This window comes from Arthrobacter sp. ISL-69 (assembly GCF_018613775.1).
Classification (GTDB): Bacteria; Actinomycetota; Actinomycetes; order Actinomycetales; family Micrococcaceae; genus Arthrobacter.
In genome coordinates, this window is the sequence record NZ_JAGGPO010000010.1 from 69,600 (window position 1) to 86,741 (window position 17,142).

Annotated in this window: 19 protein-coding genes; 14 read left to right on the top strand and 5 right to left on the bottom strand. The window is 66.1% G+C overall.

Annotated features, from left to right (window positions below; translation table 11 throughout):
• Window positions 1-33 precede the first annotated feature (33 nt).
• Window positions 34-321 (top strand): N-acetyltransferase, encoded by a 288-nt coding sequence (locus J7I79_RS05670; protein ID WP_214951543.1) that lies wholly within the window; start codon window positions 34-36, stop codon window positions 319-321.
• Between the two features lie 227 nt (window positions 322-548).
• Here J7I79_RS05670 and J7I79_RS05675 read toward each other — a convergent pair whose 3' ends face one another.
• Window positions 549-1,013, bottom strand: coding sequence for an iron chaperone (locus tag J7I79_RS05675; protein WP_214951254.1), 465 nt, complete (start codon window positions 1,011-1,013; stop codon window positions 549-551).
• A gap of 171 nt (window positions 1,014-1,184) precedes the next feature.
• Here J7I79_RS05675 and J7I79_RS05680 point away from each other — a divergent pair, with 171 nt between their 5' ends.
• The 8 genes from J7I79_RS05680 (at window position 1,185) to J7I79_RS05710 (ending at window position 7,378) form a co-directional block, all read left to right on the top strand.
• Window positions 1,185-1,439, top strand: coding sequence for a hypothetical protein (locus tag J7I79_RS05680; RefSeq protein ID WP_214951256.1), 255 nt, complete (start codon window positions 1,185-1,187; stop codon window positions 1,437-1,439).
• A gap of 9 nt (window positions 1,440-1,448) precedes the next feature.
• A complete protein-coding gene (locus J7I79_RS24905) occupies window positions 1,449-1,649 on the top strand; it encodes a DUF6278 family protein (protein ID WP_396020168.1) in 201 nt (66 codons plus the stop codon).
• Between the two features lie 134 nt (window positions 1,650-1,783).
• Complete coding sequence (locus J7I79_RS05685; RefSeq protein ID WP_214951258.1) at window positions 1,784-2,236, top strand: DUF5956 family protein; 453 nt, start codon at window positions 1,784-1,786, stop codon at window positions 2,234-2,236.
• Window positions 2,237-2,393: 157 nt separating this feature from the next.
• Window positions 2,394-2,648 carry a hypothetical protein gene (locus tag J7I79_RS05690; RefSeq protein ID WP_214951260.1) on the top strand — a complete coding sequence of 85 codons (255 nt, stop codon included), beginning with the start codon at window positions 2,394-2,396 and terminating at the stop codon, window positions 2,646-2,648.
• 28 nt (window positions 2,649-2,676) lie between these two features.
• Complete coding sequence (locus J7I79_RS05695) at window positions 2,677-3,330, top strand: class I SAM-dependent methyltransferase (RefSeq protein ID WP_214951262.1); 654 nt, start codon at window positions 2,677-2,679, stop codon at window positions 3,328-3,330.
• Between the two features lie 52 nt (window positions 3,331-3,382).
• Window positions 3,383-5,707 (top strand): beta-L-arabinofuranosidase domain-containing protein, encoded by a 2,325-nt coding sequence (locus tag J7I79_RS05700; protein WP_214951264.1) that lies wholly within the window; start codon window positions 3,383-3,385, stop codon window positions 5,705-5,707.
• Between the two features lie 147 nt (window positions 5,708-5,854).
• Window positions 5,855-6,712: an SDR family oxidoreductase gene (locus J7I79_RS05705; protein ID WP_214951266.1), complete on the top strand. Its 858-nt coding sequence runs from the start codon at window positions 5,855-5,857 to the stop codon at window positions 6,710-6,712.
• A gap of 81 nt (window positions 6,713-6,793) precedes the next feature.
• The gene (locus tag J7I79_RS05710) at window positions 6,794-7,378 is read left to right on the top strand and encodes a hypothetical protein (protein ID WP_214951268.1); all 585 of its coding nucleotides are present in this window, start codon (window positions 6,794-6,796) and stop codon (window positions 7,376-7,378) included.
• Between the two features lie 42 nt (window positions 7,379-7,420).
• On the opposite strand, the gene J7I79_RS05715 is transcribed toward J7I79_RS05710, so the two are convergent.
• Window positions 7,421-8,305: a helix-turn-helix transcriptional regulator gene (locus J7I79_RS05715; RefSeq protein ID WP_214951270.1), complete on the bottom strand. Its 885-nt coding sequence runs from the start codon at window positions 8,303-8,305 to the stop codon at window positions 7,421-7,423.
• Between the two features lie 201 nt (window positions 8,306-8,506).
• Between J7I79_RS05715 and J7I79_RS05720 the strand changes: the two genes are divergently transcribed.
• Window positions 8,507-9,505, top strand: a complete 999-nt coding sequence (locus J7I79_RS05720; RefSeq protein ID WP_214951272.1) for an aldo/keto reductase — start codon at window positions 8,507-8,509, stop codon at window positions 9,503-9,505.
• 38 nt (window positions 9,506-9,543) lie between these two features.
• Here J7I79_RS05720 and J7I79_RS05725 read toward each other — a convergent pair whose 3' ends face one another.
• On the bottom strand, window positions 9,544-10,755 hold the full coding sequence (locus tag J7I79_RS05725) for an acyl-CoA dehydrogenase family protein (protein ID WP_214951274.1): 1,212 nt from the start codon (window positions 10,753-10,755) through the stop codon (window positions 9,544-9,546).
• Between the two features lie 17 nt (window positions 10,756-10,772).
• A complete protein-coding gene (ribA, locus tag J7I79_RS05730; RefSeq protein WP_214951276.1) occupies window positions 10,773-11,423 on the bottom strand; it encodes a GTP cyclohydrolase II in 651 nt (216 codons plus the stop codon).
• A gap of 124 nt (window positions 11,424-11,547) precedes the next feature.
• Here ribA and J7I79_RS05735 point away from each other — a divergent pair, with 124 nt between their 5' ends.
• Complete coding sequence (locus tag J7I79_RS05735; RefSeq protein WP_214951278.1) at window positions 11,548-12,039, top strand: MarR family winged helix-turn-helix transcriptional regulator; 492 nt, start codon at window positions 11,548-11,550, stop codon at window positions 12,037-12,039.
• A gap of 56 nt (window positions 12,040-12,095) precedes the next feature.
• On the opposite strand, the gene J7I79_RS05740 is transcribed toward J7I79_RS05735, so the two are convergent.
• The gene (locus tag J7I79_RS05740) at window positions 12,096-12,803 is read right to left on the bottom strand and encodes a FadR/GntR family transcriptional regulator (protein ID WP_214951280.1); all 708 of its coding nucleotides are present in this window, start codon (window positions 12,801-12,803) and stop codon (window positions 12,096-12,098) included.
• Between the two features lie 125 nt (window positions 12,804-12,928).
• Between J7I79_RS05740 and J7I79_RS05745 the strand changes: the two genes are divergently transcribed.
• The 3 genes from J7I79_RS05745 to J7I79_RS05755 are packed head-to-tail and all read left to right on the top strand — an operon-like array spanning window position 12,929 to window position 17,133.
• Window positions 12,929-14,320 carry an SLC13 family permease gene (locus tag J7I79_RS05745; protein ID WP_214951282.1) on the top strand — a complete coding sequence of 464 codons (1,392 nt, stop codon included), beginning with the start codon at window positions 12,929-12,931 and terminating at the stop codon, window positions 14,318-14,320.
• A 54-nt stretch (window positions 14,321-14,374) separates the two neighbouring features.
• Window positions 14,375-15,613 (top strand): CaiB/BaiF CoA-transferase family protein, encoded by a 1,239-nt coding sequence (locus tag J7I79_RS05750; protein WP_214951284.1) that lies wholly within the window; start codon window positions 14,375-14,377, stop codon window positions 15,611-15,613.
• A gap of 2 nt (window positions 15,614-15,615) precedes the next feature.
• Window positions 15,616-17,133 carry a carboxyl transferase domain-containing protein gene (locus tag J7I79_RS05755; RefSeq protein WP_214951286.1) on the top strand — a complete coding sequence of 506 codons (1,518 nt, stop codon included), beginning with the start codon at window positions 15,616-15,618 and terminating at the stop codon, window positions 17,131-17,133.
• Window positions 17,134-17,142 lie beyond the last annotated feature (9 nt).

Consider the following 17,142-nt stretch of genomic DNA (forward strand, 5'->3'; position numbering starts at 1 on the left):
TCCCGTCCGGTCTTTGCGCCCAAGGCGGGCGTCATTGCGGTACGCCCCGAACCCGATGAGCAATGGATCGAACACTTCTACCTGGCCCCTGAGTACCAAGGCGAGGGCCTGGGCAGCGCGGTCCTGCGCCATGTAATGATGACGAAGCGGGATCACCGGCCTTTCCGACTCAACGTCCTGCAAGGCAGCCCGGCGAGACGCCTCTACGAACGCAACGGATTCGTCCACGAACACGAGGACCCGATCGATGTATTCCTCGTCGCCGAAGGGGATCAGGTGGACGGCGGAACTCGGCTCCCGCTGGAGCGCGCCTGCCTGTAGTTCTGGCCACAGTCTTCTGCTCGCTGGCAGCTCTGCCGGCCGTCCCGGCAGACTTATTTGCCATGGCCACGCTTGCGTATGCCGTCACAGGCGGCGGCGCAACCTCGGGCCAGTCGCCGCAAGGGGACATGGAGTCACCGCCCGTTTGGGGTTGCTTCCGGTCTGGCACACGCGGGCCTCCCAGAGGGATGCGACGGCTAATAGCCCGTCAATGGTGAATGCAGACCTCAGCTGACGGCCTTCTTCAGGAGCGCACTGATTCTTTCCTCATCGGCGGCGGTCAGCTCCGTAAGGGCATAGGCGGCCGGCCACATGGTGCCGTCGTCGAGATTCGCCGAGTCGTTGAAGCCGAGCGTTGAGTACCGTGTCTTGAATTTTTGCGAGCTTTGGAAGAAGCAGACCACCTTTCCGTCCTTGGCGTAGGCGGGCATCCCGTACCAGGTTTTCGGCGTGAGCTCCGGTGCATTGGCCTTGACGAGGGCATGAAGCCGTTCGGCAATGAGGCGGTCGGATTCGGGCATCTCGGCGATCTTCTCGAGAACCTCGCTCTCCCCGTCAGCTTTGGCGCCGCGCGGTCCGCGGCGGGCCGCCTTCTTGAGTTCCTGTGCGCGTTCCTTCATCGCGGCCAGTTCGTCGTCCTCGAATCCGCCGTACGTCTTGGTGCCTGTGCCTGAATTTTCCGTGTCCTTCATTGCGGGTTCCTTACCTAGGAGACTGATGCGAACACCCTAATGCTAGGTAGCGGCCGCGGTGGTTGCTTCTTCAGACCTGCTCGACATGGACGAGAGATTGAATTGAAACGAGACGTACTGGGGCCACTCCAATTTCTGCCCGTCTGAAAATTCCCGGCGTAGTCTGTCGACATGAGCGATGCGGAGGATTCCGCCGAGCCGCTGCAAATGCTGCCCCGGGGAATGCCCAGGAGATGCGCTGAATACCGGCCCGTGGACCGGCGACAGTCCAGCCCTCCGCCAACAAATGTCGGCGGCTATGACGAGCTGATCGCGCACTTCCGATCCAACGGAATGCAGTTGCCGCGGTCTGTCGACGGCCTGGCTGCGATCGATGACCTCATTGATTCCATCAACCACAAAGCCACCCTCTCGGCATTTGTCTGACCCATTGGCATGTTTTACGGCGACGTGCTCACTCACACCGTTCCCGGAGCCCACTGGCAGGTGATCCAAGAGGATTACCCCTTGGTCCGGGTCACCAGCAAAACCGCGGTAGACGTGGTTCGAGTCGCCATTCGACGCCTGGAAGCTCCGGATCCAACCCTCGTTCAAAACTATTTCCACCTAATGGAACTTGTATGTCACGAGCCTTAGTTGACGACGCTACCGAACCACGGCTCCGGACAGGTGTAACCTTTTGGGCCGTCACGGACATTACAGGGCATGGGGAACTCTCAATCCGGTGATGAGTGGGCTGTGGTCAGTTTCGAGGCAATAGAGTATCGGGCATGAACAACGATCCCTGGGCATCCGCTGAACTTGGCGAAGCCCCCGCCGGCTGGATCCTCGCCACGGAGAACGGGTGGGGCGCATTGGTCGTGTGGGCGGCAGGGCAGGGCAACTTTGTACGCGTCCGCGCGGCTGCCGGCGATCGGTTGGGCACGGTCGTACATCGGTTCCAGACCGGGAGCGCACAATTGGAACCGTTCGTCCTGACTGAAGCTGATCTGGAATCGATTGATGACGACATCGATTCGTACCTCGCCGCTGCCGAACTTCCTCCCAGGCCCCGGGGCTACGACTGGTTTATCCGTCGGCCGCCGAACACGGACCTGGGAGAGGACGCCTTCTGGGACGCCGTCTGGGCCGCAAGCACGGCAACGCTTCCCCATGATGCCGTGCACCCATCGACGTTGAAAGGCTCCGCCAAAGAGGCACTGGCCCGCATGTATCTGGGCTAGGGCTGGATTGGCGTAAATTGCTGCCGTTATTGGAATCCCCGCATACTTCCATTCCAGCTGCTATTAGGTGTATGGCTACGTCGTGGTCCTTCCCCCAATTTCTCGACTGAAATCAACCTTACGGAATGATCATTAGCCCGCGGGCTAGAGTTGCATCATGGATCTGCTCATTGTGCTGGTGGTCGTGCTGGGTTTTCCGGCTCTGATTGCCTGCCTCTGGTATTGGGTTTCGCGGCGGAACCGGCGCAGCGGTGTGTGGCGCGGTGCTACAGGCGGCATGTTGGGCATTGCTGACGAGGTCTTCCGTCCGCAGACTCACTACGCTCAGCAGGTCCAAATAGTCCAACAAGGACTGCGCGCCCCCGCCCCGGCGCCCGGCGATCGTCCGCATCCCAGCGCCGGCGGGGACTGAACTCGGCACCCCGCGGTAGCCTTGCCGGATGCATGTTGATGATCGCCTCGCCAACGTCCGGTCGGCCTACGACACGGTCGCGGAGAGCTATGCGAGATTGCTGCCTGATGCCAGTTTCGAGGCACCGGCGGACCGCGGGATGATCGAGGCTTTCGCCGGTTACGTGAAGGAAGAAAATGCCGGGCCCGTGCTTGACGCGGGCTGCGGCGCGGGCCGGATGACCGGGTTGCTGTCCCGCCTGGGAGTCGACGTGTCAGGAATCGACGTCTCCGCCGGAATGGTTGAGGTGGCCCGGCGGACGAATCCCGGCCTCCGCTTCGAAGTGGCTGAGCTCAGGGCCCTTCCCTATCCGGATATGCACTTGGGCGGAGTTTTCGCCTGGTACTCCGTCATCCATCTGGCCCCCGGCGATCTCCCGGGCGTGTTCGCCGAGTTCTTCCGGGTCCTCAGGCCCGGGGGCTATGCAATGATCAGTTTCCAGGTTGGCGACGGCCCTCGACATATCGCCCGCGCCTACGGGCATGACGTATCCCTGGACGCCCAGCTCTTCCCGCCCGCGACCGTCATCGAACGCCTGACCAACGCCGGATTCACCATGGTCGCCCAGATGTCACGTGAACCCGGCCCCCGCGAGAAGTCACCCCAGGCAGTCATCCTCGCTCAGCGGCCGGCCAGGCACTAGCTCCCGCACAGTCCCATTGACAGGAAAAGTCTCCGCCACCTACTGTTCAGGGATGTTTTCTGTTAGCGCTAACAACCCTGTCCTCCCGACGTTAGCCTTTCCCCTGGACAGGGTTCGCCTCCTCGACGGTGACTTCAAGACGGCCCAGGACGCCAGCATCCGTTACGTTTTGGAGCTCGACGCCGACAGGCTGAGCGCCCCGTACCTTCTGGAGGCCGGCCTGGAGCCGGCTGCCCAGCCCTACGGCAACTGGGAATCCGACGGCATGGGCGGGCACATCGGCGGGCACTATCTGTCTGCCTGCGCCCAGCTCTATGCGGCCACGGGCGACCCCCGGCTGCTGGGCCGCCTCGAACACCTCGTGGAGGTGTTCTGGCGCAGCCAGGTTGCCGGCGGGGACGGCTACGTAGGCGGAGCCCCCGGCGGACGCGCCCTGGGAGCGGAACTTGCGGGCGGGACTGTGGACGCGGACCTGTTCACCCTGAACGGTCGGTGGGTCCCGCTGTACAACCTGCACAAAACGTTTGCCGGGCTCCTGGATGCGTACACCTACGCGGCCTCCGGGCGTGCCCTGACCATCGCCACGGCCCTTGCGGACTGGTGGCTCGGCATCTCCAGCCACATCCCGGATCACATGTTCGAAGAGGTCCTGCGCACCGAATTCGGCGGGATGAACGATGCCTTCGCCATCCTGGCCGGAATCACCGGCCGCGCGGACCATTGGGCGGAGGCACGCCGCTTCTCCCACCTCGCCCTGCTGGTTCCCTTGACGGAGGGCCGCGACGAGCTGGACGGCCTGCACGCAAACACCCAGATCCCCAAAGTGGTCGGCTATGCACGCCTCGCCGCCGCCACTGGGGAGACGCTGTTCGACGAAGCGGCCGACTCCTTCTGGAACACCGTGGTCTCCCGCCGGACGGTCTCCATCGGCGGGAACAGCGTGCGGGAGCACTTCCACCCCTCTTCCGATTTCTCCCCCATGATCCAGGACGCGCAGGGTCCGGAAACCTGCAACACCTACAACATGCTCAAGCTGGCCCGGCTCCGCTTCGAACGCACCGGCGATCCCGCGGCAATTGATTTCTATGAACGCGCCAGTTACAACCACATCCTGTCTTCCCAGCACCCCGGGCGTGGCGGCTTCGTCTATTTCACGCCCATGCGGCCGGCCCACTACCGCGTCTACTCCCGCACCCAGGAATCGATGTGGTGTTGCGTCGGGTCGGGCCTGGAAAACCACGCCGGCTACGGCGAACTGATCTACAGCCACGACGGCGACGCCCTGTACGTCAACCTCTACGCACCCTCCGAGCTGGCGTGGGCAGAGCGGGGCCTCACCGTCCGGCTTGAGACCGCATTTCCCCGTTCCGGCGTTGCCACCCTGCGCATCACCGCCGCTACGCCCACCGAGGCGACCATCCGGCTGCGCCGACCGGCCTGGTCCCTGGAGATGGAGGTCGACGTCGACGGGTCACCTGTCGACGTCGGGACTGCCGCGCCAGGGCCCGACGGCGGGACGTCCGACAGCGCCTATGTTTCCGTCCGCCGCCTGTGGGAAGGCACTACAGTCGTGACCGTCCGGCTGGAGATGGAGCTGCGCGCCGAACTGTTGCCGGACGGCTCACCGTGGGTGTCTTTCCTGTACGGGCCGGTGGTGCTGGCTGCACGGGCCGGGGACGACGGCGTCGGGAGCTTTGAGGCTCCCGACGAACGGATGGGGCACGTCGCCTCGGGGACGCTGCTTCCCCTGGCCGGCACGCCGGTGGTGGCCGGACCTGAACCGCTGGACGCCGTTGTGCTCCGCGACCGGTCTGCGATCATCGCGGAACTCACCGCGGTGGACGCCGATGGAAGTGTTCGCACGGTCCTGCTGGAACCGTTCGCCGGCATCCATGACGAGCGGTACACGGTCTACTGGCCCACCGGCCCGGCCCGGGAGCGTCTCGCGGAGCTTTTGGCACTGGATGATGCGGCCGCCGCGCAGGGCGAAATCATCGACGCCGTGGTGGCAGGGGAACAGCAGCCCGAGGCAGACCACGCCTTCACCGGCGAGTCCACCCGGGCCGCCGGCCGGGAGGGAATCCACTGGCGCAGCGCAACGGGCTGGTTCTCCTACACCCTGACGGATCCCGCCGGCCTGGCGGCCCTGCTGCGCGTCCGGTTCCGGGCCATCGAGGGTCGCGGGCACGACCTTCGGCTCAACGGATCGGCGCTGGCGGACCCCGTCAGGTCCGGGCGGGACGGCGACGAAGTCGTTAGCGACTTCGCCATCCCCGATCAGCTCCACGACGGCGGCCGGCTGGTTTTCGCCGTCCATGCGAAGCCGGATTGCACCACCGGAGACCTGCTGTCCGTCCAGCTCCTGAAAACCGGGTGATCCGGCAAAACCCTTCTCCATTGCTTACCTGAAGGTGCCTATTGCACTTCAAAGTGCGTGATCGGGAGACGGAATTGTTCCCCTTCGAGGCAGGTTGGCCATTACGGAAGGCGCCGATCCGGGCGCCCGGTAATCAAGGAGAATCACATGTCCATCGTTATTGCGGGAGCCACCGGCCAGCTGGGACGGCTCGTCGTCGGGGAATTGCTGCAACGCGGCGTACCGGCCGGGGAGATCGTGGCCGGCGGCAGGTCTGCCGAACAGCTTGCGGACCTGGCGGGACTCGGCGTCAGGACCGCATCGGTCGACTACAACGATCCGGCCAGCGTTGACTCGGCGTTGAGCGAAGGTGACACCCTGCTGCTGATTTCCGGCAACGATATCCAGAACCGCACAGCACAGCATGAGGCCGTCATCGATGCGGCCGTGCGGGCCAAGGTTGCCCACATTTTGTACACCAGCGTGCTGGCGGCCGACAGCACGCCGATCATTCTTGCCCCGGACCATGTGAAGGCCGAGGAGTACATCCGTGCCAGCGGCCTGCCGTTCACCTTCCTGCGCAACGGGTGGTACACGGAGAACTATGCTGCTGCGCTGGCCACGGCGCGCGAGACCGGAACGCTCCTGGGGAGTGCCGGCGAGGGGCGCGTGGCGAGCGCCACCCGTGCGGACTACGCCGCTGCCATCGCCGCCGTCCTGACCACCCCGGGGCATGAAGGCCGGGTCTACGAACTGTCCGGGGACTACGCCTGGACCTATGAGGAGCTGGCGTCAGCCTTCTCCACCGTCCTGGGGCGCGCCGTCAGCTATGACTCCGTGAGTTCGGCAGAGCACGCCAGCGCACTGGAGGCTGCAGGCCTCGACCCGGCAACCGCCGGTTTCCTTGCCGCCCTGGACGGGAACATCCGGGAGGATGCCCTCGCCCTGACCACCGGCGACCTCGCACGGCTCGCCGGGCGGCACACGACTCCCCTGCTGGACGGCTTGCGTTCGCTCGCAGTGTGACCCGGCTCGTGCGCCTGTTGCCGCCCCTCGGCGGATAATGGCAACCAGAGCCAATAGCCAGCGCGGTCAGGAGGGGCCGGAATGGAAACAATTCCCCGCATCACGGTCGAATCGCCGGTGCTCCGCATCGGATCCGGCCCCTCGGACTACGAGGCACTTGGCAGCTACGTCCGCGGGCTGCGCAGGCAGCGGGGACTGCACCTGACCCTGCTGCACCTCGGGGTCATGGACGATTTCGCCCGGGACATCTCGGAATGGACCAAGGGCGTTACGAGCGCTGCCGCTGCAGCCCGCAGCACGTCAGCCTGGGTGCAGCGGCTGCCGGTGCTGGAGGGCTTTTCCGGCAGCGCTGAACGGCTGATCACCCTGGGCGGCGGCAGCGTGTCCGGGCTGGACGTCACTGTCCCGGAGCACGTGCGTGACTATCAGGTCTCCCTGGTGCAGGCCCTCCACGAACTCCTGGACGAAATGCTGGTGGACAGTGTGGACGACTTCATCCTCAGCTCGCGCGCCCTGGGCTTCCGGTCCCCGCACTGGACACCGCACGTCGCCGTGGGCAGCCCGAAAACGCGGGGCGGCGGAGCCTGGGAAATTGAACCCCTGGCAATTCAGTTCGGCGAGTCACGGATCAGGAACCGTCAGTTCCTGCCGGGATCCGGCCAGTAGAGGTGGCAGCCCGCCTGGCGTCAACCTGCCCCTACTGCGCCCCTAGGGCGTCCTTTCTGACGCGGGGACGGGCTGTTCGCTGGTGGTGGTCGCGGCCCAGCTTGCGAGCAGCTTCAGGCGCTCGTCACTGGCAGAACCGGGTTCGGCAGTGTAGGCGAACATGGTCCAGCCCGGGTTGGCCGGCAGTTCCATGGCTTCGTATGTGAGTTCAAGGTCCCCCACCACCGGGTGGTGAAGCTGCTTCACCCCGGTGCGGTGGAACCGGACGTTGTGGGCGGCCCAGCGCGTGCGGAATTCGTCACTCCGGGTGGCGAGTTCCCCGATCAGGTCGGTGAGGTTCTTGTCGTGCGGCCGCTGGCCGGCGTAGCTGCGGAGGATGGCGACGACGTCGCTCGCTACCTGCTCCCAATGGGGGTAAAAGGAGCGCGCCTTCGGGTCGAGGAACACGTAGCGGGCATTGTTGGCGGGCCGCACGGGATCAGCCAGAATCGGCGCGTAGAGCGCACGGCCAAGGGCGTTGGAGGCAATGAAGTCCATGCGATCGTTGCGGATCCAGGCGGGGGCGCCCGTGACGGCGTCCAGGAACCGCTGCAGGCCGGGGCGCACCTGTTCCGGCGGCGCCGGACGACGACGGCGGGCCGGCCGCTGCTGTGCGGCCCGGGCCAGGTCGAAGAGATGGGCGGTTTCGGCTTCGTCCAGCCGCAGTGCGTGGGCAATGGCTTCCAAAACCTCGTCCGAAACCCCGGTGAGGTTCCCGCGCTCCAGCCGGGCGTAGTAGTCCACACTGACGGAGGCCAGTGTGGCGACTTCTTCCCGGCGCAGGCCGGGCACGCGCCGGTTGGTGCCCACGATCAGGTTAACTTGCTCAGGAGTCACTTTGGCCCGGCGGGACCGGAGGAATTCACGTACATCGCTTTGACTATCCATGCATTCAGGCTAAGTCCCGGGGACGCGTCGGCGGGAGGTCCTGCCAGTACACCCTTCGCGGCGGAGGCTGCTGAAGGGTGGTCTGGCAGTACGTGGACCAGCAGGCACTCCCGCGCCCGGGCCCGGGGTGGTGATCTTGATAGGGCGGCTCCGCACTCGGCCGCCGCCGGCCGCGACATCACAGCGATAGGAGCACGAGCAATGGATAAGCGCACTTTAGGTACCAGCGGCCTGGAGGTCTCCGCCATCGGGCTGGGCTGCATGAGCATGACGGGCGGTTACAGCGACAGGCCGGACCGGCGGGAAATGATCTCCCTGATCCGAACCGCCGTCGAGCGCGGCGTGACGTTCTTCGACACCGCCGAAATCTACGGTCCCTACGCCAACGAGGAACTCGTCGGCGAGGCGCTCGCGCCGTACCGAGGCAAGGTTGTGATCGCCACGAAGTTCGGATGGGACATCGATCCGATCGAACGCAAGCCCGGCGGCGGGGTGGACAGCCGTCCCGAGGTCATCAAGCGCGTTGTCGAGGGCTCCTTAGAGCGGCTGGGGGTAGAAGCCATCGACCTCTACTACCAGCACCGCGTCGACCCGGAGGTGCCCATCGAGGACGTCGCGGGTGCGGTCAAGGAGCTCATCGAAGCCGGCAAGGTGAAGCACTTCGGGATGTCCGAAGCCGCCGCCGGGACAATCCGCCGAGCCCATGCTGTCCAGCCGGTCACGGCCGTCCAGAGCGAGTACTCATTGTGGTGGCGGCGCCCCGAACGGGAGGTACTGGCGGCGTGCGAGGAACTGGGGATCGGCTTCGTGCCGTACAGTCCGCTCGGCAAAGGCTTCCTTACCGGCACCATCACCGCCGCAACCACTTTCGACGCCGGCAATGACATCCGCAGCACCATCCCCCGGTTCGCGCCCGAAGCGCTCCGGCACAACGAAGCCGTCGTCGGCCTGCTCGCTGGCATCGCCCAACGCAAAGGCGTCACCCCCGGCCAGATCGCGCTGGCCTGGCTCCTGGCGCGCAAGCCCTGGATCGTCCCGATCCCCGGCACACGGAAACTTCACCGGCTGGAGGAGAACATCGGCTCTGCCGACGTCGAACTGACGGCCGGGGAACTCGCGGAGATCGAGGAGGCCGCATCCAAAATCGAGGTGGCTGGCGGGCGCTATAACGAAGCCGCCGAGCGGATGACAAATCTCTAGGTCGTGACGACGCAGACTGAACAGCCCGCTCTTTGCGCTCAGAACGCCGGAATCGTGAATCCGAGCCCCAGGAGGCCGCGACCTGCCTGTTCGAGGATGGGGTCCATGGTCAGTGTCGGGTGGTTGAGCAGGACGTTGACATCACGTTGGATCCGCTGGAGCGGATGGGAAAGCCGGTGCGCGCTGCCGCCTGACCCCGCCAGGACGAGACGAACGGCTTCTGCCGACGCCTCGCCGCTAAGAGCGAGGGACAGCCGGTATTGCGCCCGTTCTTCGTCCGTCATCGTGGCCGGCTGTCGCTCATAGGAGGCAGCGACCACGCGGATCGCTTCGCCCCACTGCAAACGTGCGGTGGCAACGAGCCCGTAAGCCTGCGAATACCTGGCCTGCGCAAGCGGTGAATCCGCTTGGCGGTTCTCCGCTGTGTTCTTTACCTTTCGCACCAGCATTCGTTGACGGAAAAGTTCGACGGCGTGCTCAGCGGCCCCCAGCGCGGCAGCCGGAGCCACCATGTTCAGTAACGTGGCCAGCGGCGTACGGATGATCGGATCAGGATGGATGCGGCTGCCCGGGTTGTCGGCCGCACTGAGAAGTGCCCAGTCCAGCGTCCGATACTCCGGCACAAACAGCTTGTCCGCGAGAATGTCATTGCTCCCCGTCCCGCGCAGGCCAGCGGTGTGCCACACGTCCAGCAGTTCCACGTCAGAAACGGGCACCAGGCACTGCAAACGGACCTCACCGTGCTGCACGGCCAGCAGGGCCCACTCTGAGTGCATTACACCGGAGGCAAACGTCCACCGGCCCGAGATCAAGTAGCCGCCCGAAACCTTGGCAGCCGTACCAGCCGGGGAACCGGTTGCGGCCGCCAAGGGGGCCGGCCCTCCAGCGAAGACTTCGTTCTGAATCTTGTGAGGCCATCGGGCCAGCATCCAGACGTGCTCGATGAGGTGCCCCACGGTCCAGGCGGTGGACGGGCAACCCCGGGAAAGCCTGCGCACCACTTCGACGTACGTCGCCACGCCGAAGCCGAATCCCCCGAGAGCTTTCGGCGCAAGCAACTGGAAGACTCCGATGTCCCGCAGCTCCGCCATCGTGGATTCCGGAATGCGGCGGATCCGCTCAGTCTCCTCGGCGCGCGCCCGCAGGCGGGGAATCAGGGCGTCGACGCGCGCAAGCATCTCGTTGTGGCCGGGGACTGTGCCGGACGGTTCAGTGCTGTACATGGCGACGTCAGCCGGGAAGGTGATCATGCGTGATCCTGTCTGGTTCAGGCAGCGGGCGGGAGGACGAGCGTGTGGGCGGTGTGGTCGCGCTTTGCGGCAAGGTAGCGGTGGTTTGCCGGGGACAGATGGACTCCGGTGGGGACCTGTTCAGTGATGCCGATGCCGAGGCCACTGAGCTGGCGGGCTTTGTCCGGGTTGTTGGTGAGCAGGCGGACCGAGGTGGCACCGAGTGCGCCCAGCATCTGCGCGGCGGCCGTGTAGTCCCGTTCATCTTCGCCGTGCCCGAGGGCCAAGTTGGCTTCGTAGGTATCAAGGCCTGCGTCCTGCAGGGCGTAGGCGTCGAGTTTTGAGTAAAGGCCGATGCCGCGGCCCTCCTGGCGGAGGTAGAGCAGGAGCCCGCCGGCGCCGGCGATCTTTTCCACCGCTTCCCTCAGCTGGGGACCGCAGTCGCAGCGCTGGCTGCCGAACACGTCTCCGGTCATGCATTCGCTGTGCAGGCGTACCAGCGGCCCTGTTCCGTTGGCCGCCGGAGCAAGCACCGCCTGTTCCCAGTCGCCGAGGGCCAGCGTGAGGTGCTCCTTGCCGTCCGCCAATCCATGGAACGTCAGCACCTCTGCGGTTGCCTGGAAGCCGTCCGGAAAGCGCAATGGCACGGTCACCTGACTCCGCACCGTCACCCGAGTGTCCACGTCCATGCCACATCCGATCCTGAATTTACTTGAAGATTGAAGTTAACCGTACTCGCGGTTAGTTCACGATGCAAGTGATTTAGGTGAAATATAAGTTCATGCGTGAAGTTAATTGCGCTATGATTGCGCCATGGAAACCCCTGCGGAACCGCGCTGGCTGAGCACTGATGAGCGCCAGGCCTGGCTTGCGCTCGTGGGCGTGATGATGCGACTTCCCTCTGCCCTCGACGCCCAGTTGCAACGCGACGCCGGCTTGAGCCACTTTGAATACATGGTGCTTGCCGGCCTCTCCGAAGCCCCGGGGCGCACGCGCCGGATGAGTGACCTGGCCGGCTTCACGGAAGCGGGACTCCCCCGCCTGTCCCAAGTCGTTGGGCGCCTCGAGAAACGCGGCTGGGTGAAGCGCTCGGCCGACCCGTCCGATGGCCGCATCACACTGGCGACACTCACCGATGACGGCTGGGAGAAAGTGGTTCAAACGGCACCGGGCCACGTCGATGCAGTCCGCACGCTCGTCTTCGATCCGCTCACCAAGGCGCAGTCGCACCAGCTGGGCGACATTGGCCGGCGCATCATGCGTGCCATCGACCCCCAGGACCGCTACCTCCGCAGCGCCGACTGACCTGCGAATACTGCCCGGGCGTCGGCCGGCCCAGGCGGGGGCGGTTCGAACGAGCCTTAGGCGTTTTTCAGCAGGGCAACATCGGAGACAAGGTCAATGTGCTCCAGCATTGCCGCGGCAGCGCCGGCGGAGTCCTGCGCCCGGATGGCGTCGGCGATCTTGCGGTGGGAGGCAAGGGACTGCTCCGGACGGCCCGGCTGTCCGAGCGACTCAAGGCGTGTTTCCAGGACCATTCCGGCGATGAACGTCATCAGCTGGGCCAGCACCGCAGAATGCGCTGCGGCGGTCACGGCCTGGTGGAACAGCTCATCCCCGTGGGCACCCCTGGCCCCTGAGGCAACCTCCTCCGCCATCGCATCGAGGGCTTTGTCAATGGCTTTCATGTCCCCGTCGCTGCGCCTGGCAGCAGCCAGCTCGGCAAGCTTGACCTCCAGCGTGCTTCGCGCCTCCACGATTTCGGGCAGCCGGCTGCGGTGCTCACGCAGGCCTTTGATGACGGACGGGACGTTGGGTCGGTAGACCAGCACCGCACCCGTGCCGTGCTGGACGTCGATAACGCCGAGCACCTCCAGGGCCACCAGCGCCTGGGCCAGCGTTGCCCGCGAAACTCCCAGCCGCTCGGCGAGCTCACGCTCCGCCGGCAAAGTGTCCCCGGGAGCCAGCTGGGCAGACTCGATGAAGTCCATGATCTGCTCCACGAGCTGCTCATAGAGACGGGGCCGCGAAACGCGGGAGATCTTAAGCGTCGCTGTCTGCTTTGGCATGCGCGTCCTTTCGGCAGGATTCTGGCCTAAGCCTACCGGAGAACTATTGACAAAGACACCTAGTGTCTAGGAGGCTAGGCCACTAAGCCAATTGGCTTCCCATCGTCTGATCCGGAGGAACAAAGATGTCCGCTCCCGTCCTGTCCATCATCATCCTGGCGGTGATGTTCCTGCTGGCCACAGTGCTCCCGCTCAACATGGGGGCCTTGGCCTTCGTGGGCGCATTCCTGTTGGGCTCGGTCGTGCTGGGAATGTCCACCGCCGACATCCTTGCCAACTTCCCGGGGGGTCTGTTCCTGACCATCGTCGGGGTCACGTACCTCTTCGCGATCGCCCAGAACAACGGCACCATCGACCTGCTGGTCCACGGCGCGGTCCGGATGGTGGGTAACAAGGTGGCCCTCATCCCCTGGGTCATGTTCGCCATCACGGCGCTCATCACCGCAGTTGGAGCCCTGTCTCCCGCCGCCGTCGCGATCATCGCGCCGATCGCACTGAGCTTCGCCGCGAAGCACAAGATCAACCCCCTCATGATGGGCATGATGGTGATCCACGGGGCGCAGGCAGGCGGTTTCTCCCCGATCGCCGTCTACGGTGTCACGGTCAACGGCATCATCGCCAAGACGGATCTCGCAGCCAGCCCGATGGCGATCTTCCTGGCCAGCTTCATCTTCAACCTTGCCATCGCCGTCGTGTTGTTCATCGTCCTGGGCGGCAGCAAGCTGCTCTTCACCAAGACCGGCCGGCTCGTGGAGCAGGCCGCCGAGTCCAGGATGGCCGTCAGCGTCGGCGCCCGCGCGGCCGGTGTCACCCTGAAGGGTTCCGGTTCAGACATCCCGGCCTCCGGAGTGGCCGGCAAGGGAACCTCAGGTTCCGCCGCCGGTTCCGCGCCCGCCGCTGATCCGGCCGGCGCCCGCGCCACCGTTCCGCAACTGGTCACCATCGCCGGCCTGATCGCCCTCGCCGTGATCTCCCTGGGGTTCAAGGTGGACGTCGGCTTCGTCTCCATCACCATTGCCATGGTCCTTGCCCTCGTTTCCCCGGCGGCCCAGAAGGGCGCCGTCAACAAGATCAGCTGGTCCACCGTCCTACTCCTCTGCGGCATGCTCACCTTCGTGGGAGTGCTCGAGGAAGCCGGCACCATCCAGTTCGTGTCCGACGGCGTGGCCCAGCTGGGTATGCCGCTGCTGGCGGCCCTGCTGATCTGCTACATCGGCGCCGTGGTTTCGGCTTTCGCTTCCTCCACCGCCATCCTCGCGGCCCTCATTCCCCTGGCGGTGCCGTTCCTGGCCACCGGTGAAGTCGGCGCCGTCGGGGTTATCGCCGCACTGGCCGTGGCCTCCACGATCGTGGACGTTTCCCCGTTCTCCACCAACGGCGCCCTGGTGCTGGCCAACGCGCACGAGGACGTGGACAAGGACAAGTTCTACAAGCAGATCCTGGCCTACAGCGGCATCGTCGTCGTCGCCGGCCCCGCCGTCGCCTGGCTGGTCATGGTCCTCCCCGGCTGGATGTAGCCGCCCCGGAACACCACCACCAGCCCCTCCAAGCAAGAGTAAGGAACACCCAGCATGAGCCCAGAATCAACACCCCAGCCCGAAGGCCCCCTCACCGGCTACCTCGTCGTGGACCTGAGCCGTGCCCTGGCCGGCCCGCACGCCGGCATGATGCTCGCTGACCTCGGCGCCAGGGTCATCAAGGTCGAAAACCCGGGCACTGGAGACGATACCCGCGGCTGGGGTCCCCCGTTCGTCGGCCCCGAGGACGACCCCCAGGCCACGTACTTCCTGTCCTGCAACCGCAACAAGGAATCCATCGCCCTGGACCTGAAGAGCGACGACGGCCGGACCGTCCTGCGCGAACTTCTCGAACGGGCCGACGTCGTCATCGAGAACTTCCGCCCCGGCGTCCTGGACCGGCTCGGCTTTTCGGCGGCGGAAATGCACACGCTGAACCCGGCACTGGTCGTCCTGTCGATCACCGGCTTCGGGCATGACGGGCCGGAATCCCGCCGCAGCGGCTACGACCAGATCCTGCAGGGCGAAGCCGGGCTGATGTCCCTGACCGGCTCCGGCCCGGACGATCCCCAGCGGGTGGGCGTTCCCATCGCCGATCTGCTGTCCGGCATGTACGGGGCATTCGGCACCCTCGCCGCGCTGCTGCAGCGCGAACAGACCGGGCAGGGGCAGATCGTCCGCACGTCACTGCTCGCGGCCCTCATCGGGGTGCACGCCTTCCAGGGCACCAGGGCCACCGTCGCCGGCGAAACGCCCAAGGCCCAAGGCAACCACCACCCCTCCATCGCTCCTTACGGACTGTTCCACTGCCGGCAGGGCCGTGTGCAGATCAGCGTGGGCAGCGAGAAGCTCTGGAACACGTTCGCGTCCACGTTCGGCATCGACGCCGCCCGGCCGGAATTCGCCACCAACGCGGACCGGGTGCGCAACCGCGAGAAGGTCATCGAGGAGGTCGAGCAGGCCTTCGCCGACTTCGAGGCCGAGCCGCTGCTCGCCAAACTCAACGAGGCCGGCATCCCGGCCGGCAAGGTCCGCACCCTGGACGAGGTCTACGCCTGGGAGCAGGTCCACTCACAGGGGCTCATGATCGACGTCGACCACAGGATCCTGGGCACCGTGAGCCTGCCCGGACCGCCGCTGCGGTTCTTCAGCGCCGCCGACACAGCGGAAACCACACTGAAAACGCACACCGCCCCGCCTCTGCTGGACCAGGACGGGGAGCAGATCCGGCAGTGGCTCGGCCTGCTTCCCGCCAGCGTCAGCGCCGCCGCCGCGGACCAGGAAGGGCGCTGACCATGCTGACGGAACAGAAGGCCCGGCACCTGGACGCCACCGAACTCCTCACGGCCGTGCTCGATCCGGGCTCCTACCGGAGCTGGGACGGCCCGGTGGTTGACCCCGATCCCGGCCCGGAGTACCGGCAGGAACTGGCGGCCGCCCGCGCCAAGACCGGCGTGGATGAATCCGTCCTCACCGGCGAGGGCCTTATCCGCGGCCGGCGCGTGGCCGTCATCGTCAGCGAATTCCGTTTCCTCGCCGGCTCCATCGGCATCGCCGCGGCCGAGCGCATCGTGACCGCCATCGAACGGGCAACCCGGGAAGGCCTGCCGCTGCTGGCGGGCCCGGCGTCGGGCGGTACCCGCATGCAGGAAGGGACCATCGCCTTCCTGTCCATGGTGAAAATCAGCGCGGCCGTCCGCCTGCACCGCCAGGCCGGACTGCCCTACCTCGTCTACCTGCGGCACCCCACCACGGGAGGGGTCATGGCGTCCTGGGGATCGCTCGGCCACATCACCGTGGCCGAGCCCGGTGCCCTGGTCGGCTTCCTCGGACCGCGCGTCTACGAAGCCCTGTATGGCACGCCGTTTCCGGAGAACGTCCAGGTCGCCGAAAACCTCTTCGACAGGGGCCTCATCGACGCGGTGGTCCCGCCCTGGCAACTGTCCGACGTCGTCGACCGCGCCTTGAGCATCCTGGTCACCGGCCCGCACCCGCGGCCTGCGCCGCCGAGGACCCTGTCGGTCAAACCGTCCGACGCCGGCGCCTGGGAATCGATCGGAATCTCCCGGAACCCGCGGCGGCCGGACCTGCGGCAGCTGCTCGCCTACGGCGCCCGCGACGTGCTGCCGCTCAACGGCACCGGTCAGGGGGAAAAGGACCCCGGACTTCAGCTGGCCCTGGCCCGCTTCGGCCAGGAATCCTGCGTGGTCATCGGCCACACCCGGCCCCGGCCCTCGCAGCAGACGGCCATGGGACCGGCGTCCCTCCGTGAGGCCCGGCGGGGCATGCGCCTGGCCGAGGAACTCGGACTGCCGCTGCTCACCGTCATCGACACCGACGGCGCGGCACTCTCCAAGGAGGCCGAGGAAGGAGGGCTCGCCGGCGAGATCGCCCGGTCCCTGCACGATCTCATCGGGCTGAACTCCCCTACCGTGTCCGTGCTGCTCGGCCAAGGCGCCGGCGGCGGGGCACTGGCCCTCCTGCCCGCGGACCGCACGATCGCCGCCCAGCACGCGTGGCTCTCCCCGCTGCCACCCGAGGGCGCCAGCGCCATCGTCCACCGGAACACCGACTTCGCACCCGCCATGTCCGAAACCCAGGGCGTCAACGTCGCATCCCTCCACGCCAACGGACTCGTTGAACACATCGTGGACGAACGCCCCGACGCCTCCCTCGAGGCAAAAGCGTTCTGCCAGCGGATGGGACAGGCCATCGAATACGAACTCGCCACCCTGTCCAACGCCGGAATCGCCACCCTTCTGCCGGAGCGGCTGGTGAAATACCGGAACCTGGGCGGCCTCACCGCCCGGTGACTACCGGGC

What these genes read in the sequence shown, in the direction of transcription:
- J7I79_RS05675 (WP_214951254.1), bottom strand. Translation starts at nt 1,013, where the DNA reads ATGAAGGACACGGAAAATTCAGGCACAGGCACCAAGACGTACGGCGGA.
- J7I79_RS05680 (WP_214951256.1), top strand. Translation starts at nt 1,185, where the DNA reads ATGAGCGATGCGGAGGATTCCGCCGAGCCGCTGCAAATGCTGCCCCGG.
- J7I79_RS24905 (WP_396020168.1), top strand. Translation starts at nt 1,449, where the DNA reads ATGTTTTACGGCGACGTGCTCACTCACACCGTTCCCGGAGCCCACTGG.
- J7I79_RS05685 (WP_214951258.1), top strand. Translation starts at nt 1,784, where the DNA reads ATGAACAACGATCCCTGGGCATCCGCTGAACTTGGCGAAGCCCCCGCC.
- J7I79_RS05690 (WP_214951260.1), top strand. Translation starts at nt 2,394, where the DNA reads ATGGATCTGCTCATTGTGCTGGTGGTCGTGCTGGGTTTTCCGGCTCTG.
- J7I79_RS05695 (WP_214951262.1), top strand. Translation starts at nt 2,677, where the DNA reads ATGCATGTTGATGATCGCCTCGCCAACGTCCGGTCGGCCTACGACACG.
- J7I79_RS05700 (WP_214951264.1), top strand. Translation starts at nt 3,383, where the DNA reads ATGTTTTCTGTTAGCGCTAACAACCCTGTCCTCCCGACGTTAGCCTTT.
- J7I79_RS05705 (WP_214951266.1), top strand. Translation starts at nt 5,855, where the DNA reads ATGTCCATCGTTATTGCGGGAGCCACCGGCCAGCTGGGACGGCTCGTC.
- J7I79_RS05710 (WP_214951268.1), top strand. Translation starts at nt 6,794, where the DNA reads ATGGAAACAATTCCCCGCATCACGGTCGAATCGCCGGTGCTCCGCATC.
- J7I79_RS05715 (WP_214951270.1), bottom strand. Translation starts at nt 8,305, where the DNA reads ATGGATAGTCAAAGCGATGTACGTGAATTCCTCCGGTCCCGCCGGGCC.
- J7I79_RS05720 (WP_214951272.1), top strand. Translation starts at nt 8,507, where the DNA reads ATGGATAAGCGCACTTTAGGTACCAGCGGCCTGGAGGTCTCCGCCATC.
- J7I79_RS05725 (WP_214951274.1), bottom strand. Translation starts at nt 10,755, where the DNA reads ATGATCACCTTCCCGGCTGACGTCGCCATGTACAGCACTGAACCGTCC.
- ribA (WP_214951276.1), bottom strand. Translation starts at nt 11,423, where the DNA reads ATGGACGTGGACACTCGGGTGACGGTGCGGAGTCAGGTGACCGTGCCA.
- J7I79_RS05735 (WP_214951278.1), top strand. Translation starts at nt 11,548, where the DNA reads ATGGAAACCCCTGCGGAACCGCGCTGGCTGAGCACTGATGAGCGCCAG.
- J7I79_RS05740 (WP_214951280.1), bottom strand. Translation starts at nt 12,803, where the DNA reads ATGCCAAAGCAGACAGCGACGCTTAAGATCTCCCGCGTTTCGCGGCCC.
- J7I79_RS05745 (WP_214951282.1), top strand. Translation starts at nt 12,929, where the DNA reads ATGTCCGCTCCCGTCCTGTCCATCATCATCCTGGCGGTGATGTTCCTG.
- J7I79_RS05750 (WP_214951284.1), top strand. Translation starts at nt 14,375, where the DNA reads ATGAGCCCAGAATCAACACCCCAGCCCGAAGGCCCCCTCACCGGCTAC.
- J7I79_RS05755 (WP_214951286.1), top strand. Translation starts at nt 15,616, where the DNA reads ATGCTGACGGAACAGAAGGCCCGGCACCTGGACGCCACCGAACTCCTC.